Consider the following 18,379-nt stretch of genomic DNA (forward strand, 5'->3'; position numbering starts at 1 on the left):
GAAATCTTTTTAATAACATTATGGATTCCGCACATGGGTTTACATTGACAATTTTAAACCTAGGAGTCATTTCGAGGGAATGAAATAACCGAGAAATCTAAATAAACCTATATTTTGCTATTGAGATTTCTCCTTTCAGTCGAAATGACTAAAAGAGCCCAAAATGTCATTTCGAAGGAATGAAGTGACTGAGAAATCCCCATCATTTTCTTTTAAATTATTCCCTGCCGTCGAAAGGACCGATAGAGCCAAACTCCCTTTCGAAGGAATGAAATGACTGAGAAATCTCTTAAAACTGAATTTAGATTTCTCCTTTCAGTCGAAATGACTAAAAGAGCCCAAAATGTCATTTCGAAGGAATGAAATGATTGAGAAACCTCTCAAAACTGAATTTAGATTTCTCCCTTTGGTCGAAATGACATTTTAAAGTTATCCGCCGTATCTTTATCTAGTGGAAAAAAGATTCCCGCCTACGCGAGAATGACAATATGAAAGCAATGGACAAAAAAATCATTCTTTTTGACGGAGTTTGCAACCTTTGCAATAGTTCTGTCCAGTATATAATTAAAAGAGATAAAAAGGACATCTTCCGTTTTGCAGCCTTGCAAAGCGAAACAGGGAAAAAATTGGTGGAAGAACGTAAAATTGACACTTCTAAAGTGGATTCCATTATCTTAATTGAACCTGGTGTTGCCTACTATACAAAGTCTGATGCCATTCTAAACATAGGTTTGGAATTTGGTGGTAGCTGGAGAACAATCACAGTGTTTACTTGGATTCCCACAGGAATACGAAATATCGTATACGATTTTATTGCCAAGAACAGGTACAAATGGTACGGCAAAAAGGACGCTTGCATGATACCAACACCCGAATTGAAGGCAAAGTTTTTAGACTAACTCACCCAAAGCGCAATTTCCCTCACCAAAAGGCTTTATTAGCGCGTTATTGGTTTTAAAAGGCAATTGTCCACCCTATGTTTGGACAACTTTAAAACCAAAAAACATGAAAAATCTAGTTCTTTTACTCCTCTTTTGCCCTATACTTCTTTTTGGGAACGACATTAAAATACCATCCACAATAAAAGAAGTAACAGTGTACCTAAACAGCGCGCAAATTACCCGATCTGCCAATTGCGTTCTTGATTCTGGTATCACCAAAATTAACTTTACCGGACTATCCACCAAAATTGATGAAAGTAGTATTCAAATATCAGGATTACAATATGTTTCCATTCTTTCCATGGATTATGATATTGATTATCTTGTTAAATCCGAAGGAAATCCAGAAGTAGACTCCATAAACAATACTATCGAAGCTTTAGAATTGGAAATCGCCCTTCTAAAAAATAAAATAGATGGACTAGATGAGGAAGAATTGGTCATTACAACGAATAGAGCTGTAAGCTCTAGGACCAAAGACTTGGATTTGGACAAGGTAAAGCAGATAAGCACCTATTACAGGGAACGGATTACGGCAATAAAGAATGAAATCTTTAAAACAAACCTAAAAATCAATGCCTTAAAGGCAGATATAAGGGCACACCAAAACCAATTGGCAGAAATAAACAATGCCCCTATAAAAGAGCAAGGGAAAATCTCCATTACTTTTGACTCCCCTATTCCCGCCTCCCTAAACTTAATATTGTCATATTCGGTACAAGACGCAGGATGGATTCCAACCTATGATATCAAATCCAAAAAAATCAATGATCCCCTGCAATTAACGTACAAAGCGCATGTATATCAAAAAACGGGAATGGACTGGAAGAACGTAAAAGTGACCCTATCCACTGGTAACCCCAATATAAATATTGCCAAACCAATAATGGGAACAAAGTATTTAAACTTTGTGAGCGGATATCAAAAAAGATACACACCCACCTCTAAAACACAAGGATATACATACAACCCTATGGTAAAACAAATAACAGGGATTGTAACCGATGAATCCGGAGCACCGCTACCTGGCTGTAATGTAGTGATCAAGGGAACAACAATTGGTACTACCACCGATTTTGACGGTAACTATAGTCTTGAAGTTTCAGAAGGTCAAGAGCTAACCTTTTCCTATATAGGTTTTCAAGACAAACAAATGCCCATTTATTCATCGGTCATGAACATTCGATTGGATGAAGATGCACAAATGCTTGAAGAAGTTGTGGTTACTGGCTATGCCTCAAAAAGCAGGTCAAACATAACTGGTGCAGTGAGCTCTCTACAAGGTAGAGTTGCCGGAGTTCAAATTAGGGGCACCTCTTCTATTAGAACTAAAACCCCAGAACCTCAACTACCCCTTTACATTGTAGATGGTATTCCCATGGATGGTTTTATGGAAGGGGATATAGATGAAAACGAAATTGAACATATAGAAGTGCTGAAAGGCGAAAAAGCGACAGCTTTATACGGAAGCAAAGGAAACAACGGTGTTATGGTTATAACCACCAAGAAAAGTAATACAAATGACACCATGACCAGTACAGAGTTCAAAATTAAGAAAACCTACTCCATTGCCTCGGATGGTGATATTACAGCCATAGAAATAAATACACATCAACTAGATGCTACTTACGAATACTTTGCTGCACCTATCCTAAATGAAAATGTATTTCTAACGGCACAATTCAAAAACTGGGAACAATACAACCTAATGCCGGGGGAAGCCAATCTATATTTTGAAGGGGGGTATGCAGGGAAAACAGTCATAGATCCATACAAAACAACCAAAGAAATGGTAGTATCCCTGGGAATAGACCCTAACGTAACGGTTGAGAGAAAGCAGAACAAGAACTTTAAGAGCAAATCTTTTACCGGAAGTACAAGGATTCTGGATAGAACCTATGATATAGAGGTTAAAAATAACAAAGGTATAGCTATAAACCTTAAATTAATGGACCGTATCCCGTTATCTCAGAACAAAGAGATAAAAGTAGATGATATAGAAACCTATACAGCAGACTATGATGAAAAGAAGGGGCTGCTGACGTGGAAAATAAACTTGGCCAGCCAAGAAACCAAAAAGGAAAGCTTCTCTTTCCAAGTAAAGTACCCAAGATACAAGAGTATTTCACTATAAAGTTACCTAATGTCCGGTGGAGCGGTAGAAACCATATTTGTTTTATACCGCTCCAATGGACATTATTTTAGGATCTATGTCTCAAAATAAAATCAAGTTCAGCATTGAATCCATATATATTGCATGTCAAAATAGCGTCTTCAGATAATTAAACTTTTAGTTTAAATAAAATTCACAATACTATATAAATTAGATGTTTAAGTATATTTTATATTGCCATTTATTATACCCGATTGCCAAAATAGCCAGACCCTCTTGTACCCTTAGAAATTTTGGAACACCATTTTAGTAAATCTTGAAAAGCTGCAACAAATTCTGATATTTATCATAAGAATAGTAAATATTGTACGGTAGTTTTGAACATATAATTAATATGCATCATGAAAAACCTATTCACTATATTGAGGGAAATAACACAACTTACCAGCAATATTGAAACCAATTACCCTGAACTCTATCGTTCTTTGGATGAAAACCCAATGACATTACCTGTCACGAACCATCCTCATATTGACAAAGAAGTTATGCAGGAGTATTTGGAAAGTCTAAAACAATTACTTAGACATCATCTGGAGACACACAAACACAACCAATTATAAAGATTATGGGAGAAATAGCCACGTCGGACCGACAAATTACCCTATACTACAGTTCTAAATCCACTAGAGCAAAACAAACCTTGGTGTATACCAAAGCCGAAGGGCTTCCTATCCAAGAGATTGATATCTTGAAAACGAAACTTACAGGGACACAAATTGTAGAACTTGCAGATAGATTAAAGATAAAAGTGGCGGACCTGGTAAATCAGGAACATCCCGCATACTCTTCCAATTTTGGTCATCATGATTTTTCGACAAACGATTGGATCAAAATGATTCAGCACAACCCTGAGATTATGAAGCAGCCCATTGCTTTAAGGGGAGACATAACTATTTTAATTGAAACACCTACCGATATCATTAAGATATAAAGATTGCAAGAATGCATTCTTTAATCATTTTACCTCATCCCAGTTGTCGTCCCAATTCTTTACATGGGGCTCTCCCAATTTTCCAACAGATTTGGCAACCACCATCGAAACTGTAGCATCACCAGTGATGTTTACAACCGTTCTAAACATATCCAAGGGCCTATCCACTGCAAAAATCAATGCAAGTCCAATGGCCAATTTATCAGCCGGAAAGCCCACAGCTTCCAAGACAATAACCAACATCACCATTCCCGCTCCAGGAACAGCTGCCGTGCCAATGGATGCCAATAATGCTGTTAGTACAATTATAAGTTGATCAGTAAGTGTTAAATCGAATCCTAGGGCCTGGGATATAAAGACCGCCGCCACTCCTTGGTACAAACTGGTTCCATCCATATTGATGGTGGCTCCAACAGGCAATACAAAACTGGAAACCTCTTTATCAACCCCAATATGCTCCTCTACCCTTTCCATTGTTACTGGCAAGGTAGCCGCGCTGGAACTGGTTGAAAAGGCCAGTAATTGCGCTGGACTTATTTGCTTAAGAAACCAAAAAGGGTTCTTCTTTGCCAAAAGAGAGACTACAATACAATAAAAAACAATCATTAAACAAAGGCCAAGTACAACAACACCCGCATACTTTAGCAAGGCCAACAGTAATTCTGGGTCACTGGATGAAACTATTACATTCGCTAAGAGTGCGAAAACAGCATATGGTGCCGAAAGCATAATTAAATCCACCATTTTCAACACGACATCATTTAGCGAATCGAAAAACTTTTTTAATGGCTTTGCCTTTTTCTCACCGATTAACAGCATAGAGATTCCCATAAAAATGGTAAAGAAAATTACCTGCAACATCATTTTATTGTTGGTCATGGCCGCCAAAGCATTATCTGGCACCATGTCCTCTAAAAATTTAAGTGGCCCTGCACTCTTTTGTCGTGCCGCTTCCTCCATTTTTTCAACAACCCCACTATCGTTTGCATAGGTTTCCGTTAGTTTTGCTATGGTGTCTTCGGAAATACCATTTCCGGGTTGTAAGATATTAACCAATAAGAGCCCAAGTACAATAGCGACTATTGTAGTGCAGATGTATATGACAATAGTTCTTAGGCCTATATTTCTAAACTTGGAAATATCCTTTAAATCTGATATGCCCTTTATCAGTGAAGCAAGAATAAGAGGAATTGCAATGAGCTTTAATAGTTTTACAAAAATGGTTCCGAAAGGCTTAACCCAATCAAAAACAAAGTCTTTTCCCCAACTAATTTGGGTCATTGCAAAACCAAATATAATTCCAAGAAGCATTCCGATAAGAATCTTCCAATGCAGTTCCAATTTCTTCATATGCCTAATTTAGGCTAGAAAGATACTATTTTGGAACGAAAAGCCCTAAACGAACGATTATATTTTATTGGCTCTTTGAAGAAGGGTGAAATCAGCCAAAACCAAGGCCGCCATTGCTTCTACGATCGGCACAGCTCTTGGCACGACACATGGGTCGTGCCTTCCCTTTCCTTGCGTCTTAACACTATTACCGTCTTTATCAATAGTTTCATAAGCCTGTATAACCGTGGCCACGGGTTTAAAAGCAACATTGAAGTAGATATCCATACCATTGCTTATTCCCCCCTGAACACCTCCACTATAATTGGTTTTGGTAGAACCATCCGTGTTAAAGGAGTCGTTATGTTCACTGCCCTTCATACACACACCGGCAAAACCACTACCATACTCAAAACCCTTTACCGCATTTATAGACAGCATGGCCTTTCCTAAATCCGCATGTAACTTGTCAAAAACCGGCTCTCCCAATCCAACGGGAACGTTTTGAAGTACGCATGTCACTACTCCCCCAATTGTATCTCCCTCTTTTTTGATTTCTTTAATGTACGCTTCCATTTTGGAGGCCGTTGCGGGATCGGGGCAACGAACAGGATTGGATTCTGTCAAGGACAGGTTGAGTTCCGTATAGTTTTTATCAAGTTTTAAAGTCCCAACCTGGGAAACAAAAGCATTGATTTTAATATTTTTTAGAAATTGTTTTGCAATAGCTCCGGCAACTACTCTACTGGCCGTTTCCCTTGCAGAGCTTCGTCCACCACCTCTATAATCCCTAAAACCATATTTTTGATCATAGGTGTAATCCGCATGTGAAGGCCTATATGAATCTTTGATATGACCGTAATCCTTAGATTTTTGATTGGTATTGTGAATGGCAAAACCAATAGGCGTTCCAGTGGTCTTTCCTTCAAAAAGCCCTGAATAAAACTCCACGGTATCTGGCTCCTTTCTTTGTGTTACAATGGCAGATTGGCCCGGTTTTCTTCTGTCTAAATCCAATTGAATTGCGTTTAAATCCAATTCTAGTCCAGCCGGACATCCATCTAACACGCCTCCTATTGCCACCCCATGGGATTCGCCAAAAGTACTTAGTTTAAAAAGGGTTCCAAAAGTATTGCCTGCCATTAAATAATATTTATGTCAAAGGTAATTTTAAAATTAGTGGAAACCAAAATTACCCCTTTGTTAATCTTCCCTTAACATATCTTAAGCCGCTTAATATAAACTTAACCATATGCTTATCTACAATTGATTACAACTTCATCATAAATTTATACCTATAGGTTTATTTTGTATAAAATTCCCTGTGTTGAAAAAAAGAAAATTAGAGGTTGCTGTAATATCCGATGTACATTTAGGGACCTATGGCTGTCATGCAGACGAACTTATTGCCTATTTAAACAGCATTAAACCTAAAAAGCTTGTGTTAAATGGGGATATTATTGATATATGGCAATTTAGCAAGCGTTATTTCCCGCCATCACATCTTAAGGTCCTAAAAAAGGTCATCGGGATGGCGTCCAATGGTACGGAGGTATATTACATAACCGGAAATCACGATGAAATGCTCAGGAAATTTGCTGATACCTCCATGGGCAATTTTAAAATTGTTGACAAACTTATTTTAAACTTAGATGGCAAGAAAGCGTGGTTTTTTCATGGCGATGTCTTTGATGTATCCATACAAAATGCTAAGTGGCTAGCGAAACTGGGTGGGTATGGCTACGACTTGTTGATTCTTATAAACCGAATGACCAATTGGGCGCTGTCCAAATTGGGAAGAGAAAAATACTCCTTGTCCAAAAAAATAAAAAACAGTGTCAAAAGCGCCATTAAATATATAAACGATTTTGAAAACACGGCCGCAGACCTGGCCATTGAAAATGAATACGATTATGTAATATGCGGACACATTCATCAACCGAAAAAAGAACTGTATGAAAACAAACATGGTTCTTGTACCTATTTAAATTCTGGGGATTGGGTAGAAAACCTTACGGCGCTTGAATATTCTTTTAAACGTTGGAAAATATACAGATACAATCATGACAAACTGCTCCCCTTCTTTGTAGATGACGACCTAAAAGAATTGGACATGCAAGACCTCATTGCCTCTATCACTAAAGAAGCCTCTACAGATCAAGTAAAAGAAAAGGAAAAAGAAACTGAGGGGGACATCATAGATTAAAGCAAAGCTTCATTAAAAATAGTGATCGGGTGCAAGGCCTTGCGCTTGGTACCATCATATATTTGATGTCTACAACTCGTGCCATTTGCAGCTATGGTCACATTATCATCGCTCTTTCTAATGGACGGGAATAGCTTTAACTCTCCTACTTGCATGCTAACTGCATAATGCTCTTTCTCATATCCAAAAGATCCCGCCATACCACAACAGCCAGAAGATATAATGGAAACAGAGTAGTTGTCTGGCAAATTAAGCATATCAAAAGTAACTTTTTGATCAGATAAAGCCTTTTGGTGGCAGTGATTATGAATCTTTATGGTTCTTGCTTCTTTTGACATATGTTCAGAAGTTATACTGCCTTTTTTAATTTCTGAAGCCAAAAACTCCTCAATAAGAAATGAGTGGGATGCAATTAAATCTACATTTTCCGTATCATCTACCAATCTTTTATATTCATCCCTAAAGGTCAATATAGCACTCGGCTCCAGGCCAACAATGGAATATCCTTTCTCTGCGAAGGACTTAAGTTTTATAACATTTTCTTTAGCCAATTTTTTTGCTTGTTTCAAAAACCCCTTAGAAAGGTAGGTTCTACCACTTTCTGCATAAAAGAGCTCTACATCATAGCCCAACTTCACCAGCACCTCTATAGCATCCCTACCCAGGTCAACATCCATGTATTTGGTGAACTCGTCTATGTATAAGATTATCTTATAGTTTAATTTATTTGATTGATTATTAGATTTTTCTAAGTATTTATCGAAATCAAAACTTGAAACATTTGGAAGGGTTCTTTCTATGGCAATTCCGCTAGCTTTCTTTATTAATGTTCCTATTCCCTTTGATTTGAACACAGCATTAACCAACCCAGCTATTTTACTGTTTGCCTTGTTGATTTTAGTATTGTGCGCAAATAATTTACTTCGAAAAGAATACCCATTTGCTTCTTGGTATTGATATAAAAATTCAGCCTTCAAAGTAGCTACATCTACATTGCTTGGACATTCACTGGAACACGCTTTGCAACTAAGGCACAAATCGAACACCTCTTTTAATTCGGGTTGATTAAATTTATTTTCTTTTTCTGAATTTGTTAAAAACTCCCTTAACGCATTTGCCCTTCCTCTTGTAGTATCTTTTTCATTCTTGGTAGCGTGATAGCTTGGGCACATAGCTCCCGGCATATGGTGGGTTTTACGGCAATCACCACTTCCATTACATTTTTCCGCAGCCTTTAAGATTCCTTCGCTATCAGAGAAATTCATTAGCGTATCAATAGTGGGCTCCCGTCTATCCACTTCATATCGAAGAGACTCATCCATAGGAAACGCGTCAACGATTTTTCCTGGATTAAAAATGTTATTAGGGTCAAAATAAGACTTTATGCGCTTTAGAAGCTCGTAGTTCTCTTCCCCTATCATTAGCGGAATAAACTCAGCGCGCACAATACCGTCCCCATGCTCCCCACTAAACGAACCTCTATATTTCTTGGTTAGTTTGGCGACATCTGTGGTAATATCCCTGAACAAACCAACATCTTCCCTTTTCTTTAAGTTTAGAATAGGTCTCAAATGCAATTCTCCAGCGCCTGCATGGGCATAATATACCGCCTGCTGGTTGTACCCCTTCATTATCTGTGAAAACTCTCCTATGAAGTCCTTTAGGTCTTCTAAAGCTACAGCAGTGTCCTCTATACAAGCCACTGCCTTACGGTCGCCTACCATATTCCCCAATAAGCCCAAACCTGCTTTTCTAAGTTCAATGGCTTTATTTATGTCGACTCCTTTAAGAATAGGATTTGCATAACTGAGCCCTGAAGCATGAATGCTCTTAAGAAGCTCATCCAATTGTTTTTGTAATTCCTCTTCAGAATCAGCTTTTACCTCCAACATCAATAAACCTGCCGGGTCACCTTCCACAAAGAAACGATTGGCCAATTGCGCCCTATTGTTTTTGGTACAATCCAAAATAACTTTATCCATCATTTCGCAGGTATGCAAACTATGCTTCATCACAGGAACTACATCGCTAAGGCAATCTTCCAATGTTTTGTAGTGGGTTACCACCATCGCGGAAAGTTTTGGGGGTAAGTCATTCAACTGCAAAGTAATCTCCGTAGTAAATGCCAAGGTGCCTTCGCTGCCACTCAACAAATCACAAACATTTATTTCCTTGTCAACAGCCCCAAAAACATTATTTTTCAGTAATTCATCGACAGCATACCCGGTGTTTCTCCTATGTATTTCAGGTTTAGGAAATTCTTTAACAATATTTTCTTTTATAATATTGTTTGATAGTTCTTTATGTATTGATTTATAAACTAATCCTTCAAGTGAATTTAATGATGTTTTCTGTTCAAAATCCTTTTTGGAAAGCGACTTGAACTCAACTTCACTGCCATCGGAAAGAATAGTTTGCAGGGCAACCACTTTATCCCTGGTTACTCCATATTGAATAGATGTGGTTCCAGAAGAATTATTGCCCACCATACCTCCTATCATGCATCTGTTGGATGTTGACGTATTGGGACCAAAAAAGAGTCCGCGGGGAGCCAAGTACTGATTAAGTTCATCCCTTATTACTCCAGGCTGAACCCTAACTTGTTTTTTATCAACATCTAAATGAATGACCTTTGTAAAATGCTTGGAAACATCCACTACAATCCCATCGCCGACACACTGTCCGGCTAAAGAAGTTCCCGCAGTTCTAGGGATAAGTCCAACTTTTTGTTCATTGGCAAAAACTACAAGCTTTTTTATATCACCCTTAGTTCTTGGATATACAACCGCTTTGGGAATTTTTCTATATACGGAGGCATCTGTTGCGTATAATCTAGTAGATAAATCGTCTACCAATAACTCTCCTTCTATGCTTGCTTCTAATTTTTTTAGTAAATTTTTATCCAACTTGGAACAATTTTTGGAAACAAATTTAAGTTTTTATTATCGCAGACATAAACAAAATTCTGATATTTACTAATTAAAACAGAAACCTATGAAAATTGTAAAAGTAGTTACCATCTTTCTTTTTTTAGTTACCGCATCTATGGGTGCACAAGAAATCTCTGACCATGCCCTAGGTCTTCGCTTGGGTGATAGTGATGGATTTGGAGCGGAAATTTCCTATCAAAAATCCATAGCACGTTACAATCGTTTAGAAGTTGACTTAGGATGGAGGGACCATCGTGATTTTGACGCCTTTAAACTAGCTGGTGTATACCAATGGGTACATGCACTGGACGGCAACTTTAATTGGTTTTATGGTGTTGGTGGTGGACTTGGAAATGTTGATTTTTCCACTCCTGCAGATGATGGACTTTTTATATTTGGCGCCGGTGATATTGGTGTTGAATACAATTTTGACATTCCCTTGTTAATTTCTCTGGACTTTAGGCCCGAAATTGGTCTATTAGGCTACGATGGTTTTGATGACGGATTTGATTTTGACATAGCATTGGGTATTAGGTATCAATTCTAGCGCCCTATTCATTTTAGTAAAAAAGCCGTTGAAGTTTCAATGGCTTTTTTTATTATGCTTATATAAGTACCTTTACCCCATTAAACGAAAAAAAATGAAAAAATTAGTATTCTTTTTAAGTATTCTTTCCTTTTTTATGGCATGTACAGGTACTCCCGAAGGGTTTACATTGGAAGGTACATTAACAGGTGAACTGGAAGAAGGAACCCTGGTCTATTTAAAAAAGGCAGAAGAGGGCAAACCTCCCGCAGATATTGATACTGCCACCATAGAAAATGGAAAATTCTTGTTCACAGGAGGAATACAGGAATCCCCAGAGGTACATTACGTGGCCATTGATAAGGTAAGAGGGTTTATACCAATAATCTTGGAAAATGGAGAAATTGTATTGGAAGCACAGAAAGACAGTATTGCATTTGCGAAAATAAAGGGAACAGTGCAGAACGATATTTTTGCAGATTACCTAGAAAAATCAAGAGCTATGTCCGGAAGGGTAGTATCCATGCAAAATGATATGAGAAGTGCACAAGCAGCCAAGGATACTGCCACTATGAACTCTTTACGGGATGAATACTTTGAACTACAGGAAGAGGCCAAAAATTTTGAAATGGATTTTATTAAAAATAATCCCAATGCTTTAATAACTGCTTTATTAATTGATAAAGCTTTAGGCTCAAAAGCTTTGTCCGAAGAAGAATTAAAAGAGATGTTTGAATCTTTAACTCCAGAAATCAAAGCTACAAGTGTTGGTAAATCTTTAATGGGTAAATTGAAAAAGGCAGAGACTACTACCATAGGCTCCAAAGCTCCAAATTTTTCCGCTCCCACACCAACTGGTGAAAAACTTGCCTTGAACGATGTTTTGGGAAAAATAACCATTGTGGATTTTTGGGCAGCTTGGTGCAGACCATGTAGAGCAGAAAATCCCAATGTGGTCAATGTCTATAATAAGTATCACGATAAAGGATTAAAAATTATGGGGGTATCCTTGGATAAAAGTGCAGAGGAGTGGATCAAGGCCATCAATGATGATGGACTTGTTTGGGACCATGTTTCCAACGTAAATTATTTTGATGAAATTGCAGCGTTGTATAATGTAAATGCAATACCTGCTTCCTTTATTTTGGATGAAAATGGTGTTATTGTTGCCAAAAATTTACGTGGTCAGGCATTGGAAGAAAAAATTGCCGAACTATTACAATGATTTAAAGCTATATTTTCCATAAAAAAAACCGGCACTTTTCAGTGCCGGTTTTTTTTATTTTTTATCGGTTAAGTTACTCAAACTTATTCTTTACATCATCAAAGGTTCCCTCTATTGCAACACTACCATTCATATAAACAGAGCCATAAATATCAACTACAGAATCGGTTCCAATAAATTCTAGCGTAGCGCCATCGTTCAATATTAAATCACCATAAATTGTTAGATTTCCCTCCACTCTAAAGGTAGCTCCCTGATTGATCGTAATATTCTTTCTGCTGTTATTTCTACCAACCGCAAAGGTTCCATTCATTTCAAACAAACCATCGCTATTCATATTAACATCATTCCTCACAGACCATGAGCCACATAAAAGTAAGCTGCCGTTGATATTTATACCACTAAGTCTTGTAAAGCCACTATATGAAAAAACCTCTCCTGGATTAACATTTAACCAAGAACTACCTCTATATCTTACGGCTCCTTCACATTTAGTCTCCAAACTTTCGTCTGGTTTGTTCATCTTTATAATTTGCAAACCTGCCTTACCAGAAGCTGCAAAGACATAATCTCCTTTACTTTCCACATAATTAATAGAACCATCCAAATCCACAATTCCAACAAGGTCAGTATTATCCGCCTGTTCCTCGGATAGACAAAGACCAGCACCTCCGTTTGCCATTAAAACAACACCTTCGTTCACCGCAATAGCATTGGTTACTATATTGGACTCCTCCACACCTTCTGGATTGATTAATATAGGTACATATTCCAATAATGTTCCGGTAGTATAATCATATACACCGGCCCCTTTGGCTCCTTCTGAAACAATTATCTTATTTCCAGAAAAATCCAAAGTTCGTTTGGCAACACCAAAATCGGTGTCGATTGCTATATCTCGTACTACATTGTAATTTTGATCCAAAATGCTGACCCCTATACTCCCATCCAATAATGCGATATTATTATCTTTTAAGGCAACAGAACGCAAGTCTGCATATGGAATTTCATTTAATATCGTTAAATCAGCTTTGTTGTAGACTGTTAAGGTTCCCTCTTTACCACTTGTAACCAAAATCGTATTGTCGGTAGTTTCCACATCATTACTAACAAATCCTTGATGGAAGCCATAGGTAACATTACCCGTGTCCATTCTCCCATTATTTACAGGAATTTTAGCTAAAAATGAATTAGATGTAGCTCTAGCTGATAATTCTGCGTCTACTCCGCCCACTGCATACACAAACCCATTATCATATTTAATGGCATTAACATCTGCATTACTATAATACAATCTAGAGGCAATACTAGGACTTGTGGGGTCACTTACATTTATTACATCCACTCCGCCAACATAATCTGCTCCAGCGGTGTTATAAGAAACATAGGCAAAATCACCCACTACATGAACATGTGTGGCAGTAATATTTTCTCCACCAGCAAAACTTGGAGGAGCAACCTGGGCAACCAAGGTAAGTGGATAATCTCCCGCCACTTCTGCAGCTTTAGAAAATTTTCCAGTACTCTTATCTTCTTCATAAATATCAATTACACCCGCCTTATCATACACAATACTATTTTCCAGCACCTGCTCACTGGTCTCAAGTCTTATATTGTTCTCATCACTTAGGGGATCTGTAAATACAGTGGTTTCATCTGAACAGGAAATTACCAACATTGTTGTCGCTAGTAATAGCAAGCATGTCTTCTTCATCATTAAAGTAGGTTATAATTTAACAAGCCAAAAATATTGACCTATACCTATTAGTAGCAAAAAAATGTTGTGAAGCACCCTAAAGATGTTGACAAAAGCCGTTTTAAAGGAAATTTTATACTTTTCCCATCTTTTCCAAAGCAAAAAGAATGATAATTGGAAAGGCAAGTAAGGCAACCATCAGGGTGTCCGTGACCAATAATTCCGGTTTAAAAAGCAAGGTCGTTACATACCCTCCCATGGCCCCTCCAAAATGAGCGGTATGGCCTATATTTCCCACCTTATTCTTCATTCCGTAAATGGAATACAATAAGTACCCAATTCCTATAACATATGCGGGTAATGGGATGGGGATGAACATAATTCCCAACTGCATATTGGGTTGCAATAAAATTGCGGCATATAAAATTCCAGTTACAGCACCACTGGCACCTACAGCACTATAAAAAGGCTCTTCTTTATGAAAGAAAAGTGCCAAAAGACTTCCTGCCAACAAACTCACAAAATAGATAATCCCAAATTTTGTTGGTCCAAACCAGTTAATGACCACATTAGCGAAAAAATAGAGGGTAAGCATATTGAACAATAAATGGGATATGTCCACATGCAAAAACCCAGATGTGGCCATACGCTCTTTTTGCCCATCCCTAATTGGGCCTATTTGAAACTTATATCTATCAAAAAAGACATTGTCATTAAACCCTTTAAGGGAAACTAGTACATTGGCGGCAATAATAGCAATAGTGGCAGCGTGTAAATTCATGGTACATCCAAGGTTTGGTCTCAAATATAGCTATATTTGTCCATACTTTTTATTAGAATGCAGCGAGTTATTTACATTTTGGCATATCCCCTTTTATGGTTGATTTCCAAATTGCCCTTTCCCATTTTATATTTGTTTTCAGACTTTGTTTTCTTCCTGGTCTATACCGTTTTTGGATATAGAAAAAAGGTTGTTGAAACCAACTTGAAATTGGTTTTTCCCGACAAAACCGATGTGGAAATTAAAACAATAAGGCGGAAGTTTTATAGCCATTTGTGTGATACTTTCCTAGAAATGATAAAGCCCTTGGGCATGTCGCCCTTTGAAATGAAAAAAAGGTTTAAAATAGCAAATATTGATACCTTGAAAGCTATTGAAAAAGATAAAACCGTTTTAATTCCCTGCGCACATTATGCCAATTGGGAATGGAACGTTAGTCTTAGTCTGCATTCACAAAACAAAGGGTATGCAGTGTATCAAAAAGTAGGAAATAAGTATTTTGACAACTTGATAAAGCGAGTAAGAAGCAAGTGGAACACAGAGCTCATTATACAGCAGGAAACGGTAAAAACCGTTCTTAGAAATCAAAAAGAAGGGATAAAGGCCATTTTTGGAATGGTAAGCGACCAGTCTCCACAAATTTCCCATACAAAATATTGGTCTGAATTTATGGGTATAACCGTACCCATACATACAGGTGTTGAAACTTTGGCCAGAAAGTTTGATTTGGCCGTGGTGTTCATAAAAGTATCCAAGGTAAAGCGGGGATATTACCAAGCAGAATTTATTCCCATTACCACATCGGGAAAACAGACCAAGGAACATGAAATTACAGATGCTTTTTTACGTCTAACCGAAGAACAGATCAAGGAAGCTCCCCAATACTATCTATGGACGCATAGAAGATGGAAACATAGAAATAAAGTACCCAAAAAGCTTACATAAACCATAAGTTTAGTATTTTATCCTCTAATTTAATTATTGAGAAAAAGAAAATAAATTGTAAGTTTAATATTACAATATTTTTTAAATTCTATTGTTTTGGTGGATAAGCAATTTGTCCAATGACTAGATTAACTACTTCTGCTTTTTGTTTTCATAAGACAAAACAAAGTATAGTGAATAAATAATAATGGAATATTATAATTATATCGTATTAGCATTTATAGTGGCAGGAGCCATTATTATGGCCCTATCGGCCTTCCTTACGCGAAGGATATTTGGAATGCTGCCCAACGAAGACTTTAGAAGTAGTTGGAGGAATTTATATTTATTTATGATTTTCTTCTTTTTTGGTTATTTGGGAGCTGCCTATATTGTCATAACCGGAAACAGGAGTTTATTGGAATTTCTAACGGGCATCATTTTTTTTCTTGGTGCATTCTTTGTTTACATTGTTGTACGTATTGGGTTTACCACTTTAAAAGCGTTAAAAGGGGCAAATCAAGGTTTAGAGGACAGGGTCAAAATTAGAACCAAGGAACTGGAGCTTAAAAACCAAGAATTGGAACATTTTGCCTATATAATTTCCCATGATCTTAAATCCCCTCTCAGGGGTATTGAAAATTTGGCCCATTTCATGGAGGAGGATTTAAGGGATGGCAAAACAGATGAAGTATTCACCAACCTATCATCCTTAAAAGGCCGGGTAGACCGAATGGAAGGTTTAATCCAGGGAATCATGGATTACTCAAAGATTGGAATGGTAAAATCCGAGGAAGAGGAAATAGACATGAACCTATTGGTCAATAGTGTTTTTGGTCTTTTGGGCACAAAAGCGGTTGAACTTAAAATCAACACACCCCTTCCAACCATTAGGGGGATACGAGTTCAATTTGTTCAATTGTTTTCAAACTTAATAAGCAATGGAATAAAATTCAATGACAAAGAACAAGGTACGGTCATTGTAGACTACGCAGAAAAGAACAATTCCCATGAATTTTCAGTAGAGGACAATGGTCCAGGAATACCCGAAAAATATCATGAAAAAATATTTGTAGTGTTCCAGACCCTACAAGCAAGAGATACTTACGAAAGCACTGGTATTGGTCTTTCTATAGTAAAAAAAATAGTAGACTTGCTCAACGGCTCCATTAAATTGGAATCTACAAATGGCAAAGGCACAAAATTTATCATTAGTCTGCCCAAAAACAGATGAATCTTCACCAAAAAAAGAGATTATAGTCCTGCAACCTCCTTTATTTCTCCAATAATTCTATTGGCAAGACCATCGGCCTCTGTCTGACTTTTAGCTTCGGTATAAATACGAATGATAGGTTCTGTGTTTGATTTTCTTAGGTGCACCCAATTTTCAGGAAAATCAATTTTCACGCCATCAATCACTGACACTTCTTCATTTTTATATTTATCGTGCATTGCAACTAAAAGCGCATCAACATCCAGTTCTGGTGTCAGTTCTATTTTCTTTTTGCTCATAAAATAGCTGGGGTAGCTTGCCCGTAATTCGGTAACGGTTCCTCCTCTTTCCGCCATCAGCATTAAAAACAAAGCAGAACCCACCAAGGAATCTCGACCATAATGGCTTTCAGGATAAATTATGCCCCCATTTCCCTCTCCACCAATAATGGCATTATTGGCTTTCATTTTGGTTACCACATTCACTTCTCCCACAGCAGCAGCTTCATAGGCACCCCCATGCTTTTGGGAAATATCCCGTAGCGCACGGGAAGACGAAAGATTGGAAACCGTATTCCCTTTGGTTTTACCCAATACATAATCAGCACAGGCAACCAAGGTGTATTCTTCACCAAACATTTCACCATCATTGCTAATAAAAGCAAGTCGGTCAACATCTGGGTCCACTACAATACCAAAATCGGCCTTTTCTTTAACGACCAATTCACATATATCCCCTAGGTGTTCTTTAAGGGGTTCTGGATTATGGGGAAAATGACCCGTTGGATCACAATACAACTTTACCACTTCCACTCCCAGTTCTTCCAGCAATTTTGGAATGGCAATACCCCCTGTAGAGTTAACACCATCCACAACGACCTTAAATTTGGCAGCTCGTATGGTGTCAGCATCAACTAAAGAAAGATTTAAAACTTCATCGATATGAATATCTATATAAGAATCATTTTTGGTGATGGTTCCCAAATCATCTACTTCTGCAAATACGAAATCTTCTTTTTCCGCCAATTCCAAAATAACAGCCCCTTGTTCGGCATCCAAAAACTCTCCCTTTTCATTCAATAATTTTAAGGCATTCCATTGTTTTGGGTTATGACTGGCTGTAAGGATAATGCCACCATGAGCCTTCTCTAAAGGCACTGCAATCTCCACTGTTGGAGTGGTAGAAAGTCCTAAATCCACAACATCTATTCCGAGCCCGACCAAGGTAGAAACCACCAAATTTTGAATCATTTCCCCAGAAAGCCTAGCATCTCTACCAATAACAACTGTTAGTTTGTCTTTCTTGGAATACCCTTTAAGCCAAGTACCATAGGCCGCTGCAAATTTTACAGCATCAATTGGTGTTAAATTATCACTGGGTTGCCCCCCAATGGTTCCGCGAATTCCAGAAATAGATTTTATAAGTGTCATAGATTGTTGAAAAAGTTTTTGCAAATATACAAGGATAGGCTTATTCTAATGTTGCTAATTCGTAAATTCGGTTC

General features: G+C 37.7%; 15 protein-coding genes. 9 read left to right on the forward strand and 6 right to left on the reverse strand.

Going from position 1 to position 18,379, the window contains the following annotated elements; genetic code table 11:
- The first annotated feature begins 497 nt into the window (after positions 1–497).
- The 4 genes from GGR42_RS02345 (at position 498) to GGR42_RS02360 (ending at position 4,045) form a co-directional block, all read left to right on the forward strand.
- Positions 498–899 carry a thiol-disulfide oxidoreductase DCC family protein gene (locus GGR42_RS02345; RefSeq protein ID WP_394352745.1) on the forward strand — a complete coding sequence of 134 codons (402 nt, stop codon included), beginning with the start codon at positions 498–500 and terminating at the stop codon, positions 897–899.
- 106 nt (positions 900–1,005) lie between these two features.
- A complete protein-coding gene (locus tag GGR42_RS02350; protein WP_167960468.1) occupies positions 1,006–3,075 on the forward strand; it encodes a DUF4139 domain-containing protein in 2,070 nt (689 codons plus the stop codon).
- A gap of 380 nt (positions 3,076–3,455) precedes the next feature.
- Entirely contained in the window at positions 3,456–3,674 is a 219-nt protein-coding gene (locus GGR42_RS02355) for a hypothetical protein (protein WP_167960470.1), read from the forward strand.
- A 5-nt stretch (positions 3,675–3,679) separates the two neighbouring features.
- On the forward strand, positions 3,680–4,045 hold the full coding sequence (locus GGR42_RS02360; protein WP_167960472.1) for an arsenate reductase family protein: 366 nt from the start codon (positions 3,680–3,682) through the stop codon (positions 4,043–4,045).
- Positions 4,046–4,069: 24 nt separating this feature from the next.
- On the opposite strand, the gene GGR42_RS02365 is transcribed toward GGR42_RS02360, so the two are convergent.
- Both GGR42_RS02365 and aroC read right to left on the reverse strand, forming a co-directional pair.
- Positions 4,070–5,395: a dicarboxylate/amino acid:cation symporter gene (locus GGR42_RS02365; RefSeq protein ID WP_167960474.1), complete on the reverse strand. Its 1,326-nt coding sequence runs from the start codon at positions 5,393–5,395 to the stop codon at positions 4,070–4,072.
- A gap of 57 nt (positions 5,396–5,452) precedes the next feature.
- Entirely contained in the window at positions 5,453–6,517 is a 1,065-nt protein-coding gene (gene aroC / locus GGR42_RS02370; RefSeq protein ID WP_167960476.1) for a chorismate synthase, read from the reverse strand.
- A gap of 184 nt (positions 6,518–6,701) precedes the next feature.
- On the opposite strand from aroC, the gene GGR42_RS02375 reads away from it, so the two are divergent.
- Complete coding sequence (locus GGR42_RS02375) at positions 6,702–7,580, forward strand: UDP-2,3-diacylglucosamine diphosphatase (RefSeq protein WP_167960478.1); 879 nt, start codon at positions 6,702–6,704, stop codon at positions 7,578–7,580.
- Here the strand turns inward: GGR42_RS02375 and GGR42_RS02380 are convergent.
- On the reverse strand, positions 7,577–10,486 hold the full coding sequence (locus GGR42_RS02380; protein WP_167960480.1) for an FAD-binding and (Fe-S)-binding domain-containing protein: 2,910 nt from the start codon (positions 10,484–10,486) through the stop codon (positions 7,577–7,579). The genes GGR42_RS02375 and GGR42_RS02380 overlap by 4 nt on opposite strands.
- Before the next feature lie 88 nt (positions 10,487–10,574).
- Here GGR42_RS02380 and GGR42_RS02385 point away from each other — a divergent pair, with 88 nt between their 5' ends.
- Positions 10,575–11,057 (forward strand): hypothetical protein, encoded by a 483-nt coding sequence (locus GGR42_RS02385; protein ID WP_167960482.1) that lies wholly within the window; start codon positions 10,575–10,577, stop codon positions 11,055–11,057.
- Between the two features lie 94 nt (positions 11,058–11,151).
- A complete protein-coding gene (locus GGR42_RS02390) occupies positions 11,152–12,261 on the forward strand; it encodes a TlpA disulfide reductase family protein (protein WP_167960484.1) in 1,110 nt (369 codons plus the stop codon).
- 73 nt (positions 12,262–12,334) lie between these two features.
- Here the strand turns inward: GGR42_RS02390 and GGR42_RS02395 are convergent, their stop codons facing one another.
- Both GGR42_RS02395 and GGR42_RS02400 read right to left on the reverse strand, forming a co-directional pair.
- Positions 12,335–13,978, reverse strand: a complete 1,644-nt coding sequence (locus GGR42_RS02395; protein ID WP_245201376.1) for an LVIVD repeat-containing protein — start codon at positions 13,976–13,978, stop codon at positions 12,335–12,337.
- Positions 13,979–14,090: 112 nt separating this feature from the next.
- A complete protein-coding gene (locus GGR42_RS02400; protein WP_167960486.1) occupies positions 14,091–14,738 on the reverse strand; it encodes a rhomboid family intramembrane serine protease in 648 nt (215 codons plus the stop codon).
- A gap of 57 nt (positions 14,739–14,795) precedes the next feature.
- Here GGR42_RS02400 and GGR42_RS02405 point away from each other — a divergent pair, with 57 nt between their 5' ends.
- On the forward strand, positions 14,796–15,683 hold the full coding sequence (locus GGR42_RS02405) for a lysophospholipid acyltransferase family protein (protein WP_167960488.1): 888 nt from the start codon (positions 14,796–14,798) through the stop codon (positions 15,681–15,683).
- Positions 15,684–15,870: 187 nt separating this feature from the next.
- Positions 15,871–16,896, forward strand: a complete 1,026-nt coding sequence (locus GGR42_RS02410) for a sensor histidine kinase (protein WP_167960490.1) — start codon at positions 15,871–15,873, stop codon at positions 16,894–16,896.
- A 20-nt stretch (positions 16,897–16,916) separates the two neighbouring features.
- Here the strand turns inward: GGR42_RS02410 and glmM are convergent, their stop codons facing one another.
- The gene (gene glmM, locus GGR42_RS02415) at positions 16,917–18,305 is read right to left on the reverse strand and encodes a phosphoglucosamine mutase (protein ID WP_167960492.1); all 1,389 of its coding nucleotides are present in this window, start codon (positions 18,303–18,305) and stop codon (positions 16,917–16,919) included.
- Between the last annotated feature and the right edge of the window lie 74 nt (positions 18,306–18,379).

The sequence above is a fragment of the Saonia flava genome (assembly GCF_011927795.1).
Classification (GTDB): Bacteria; Bacteroidota; Bacteroidia; order Flavobacteriales; family Flavobacteriaceae; genus Saonia; species Saonia flava.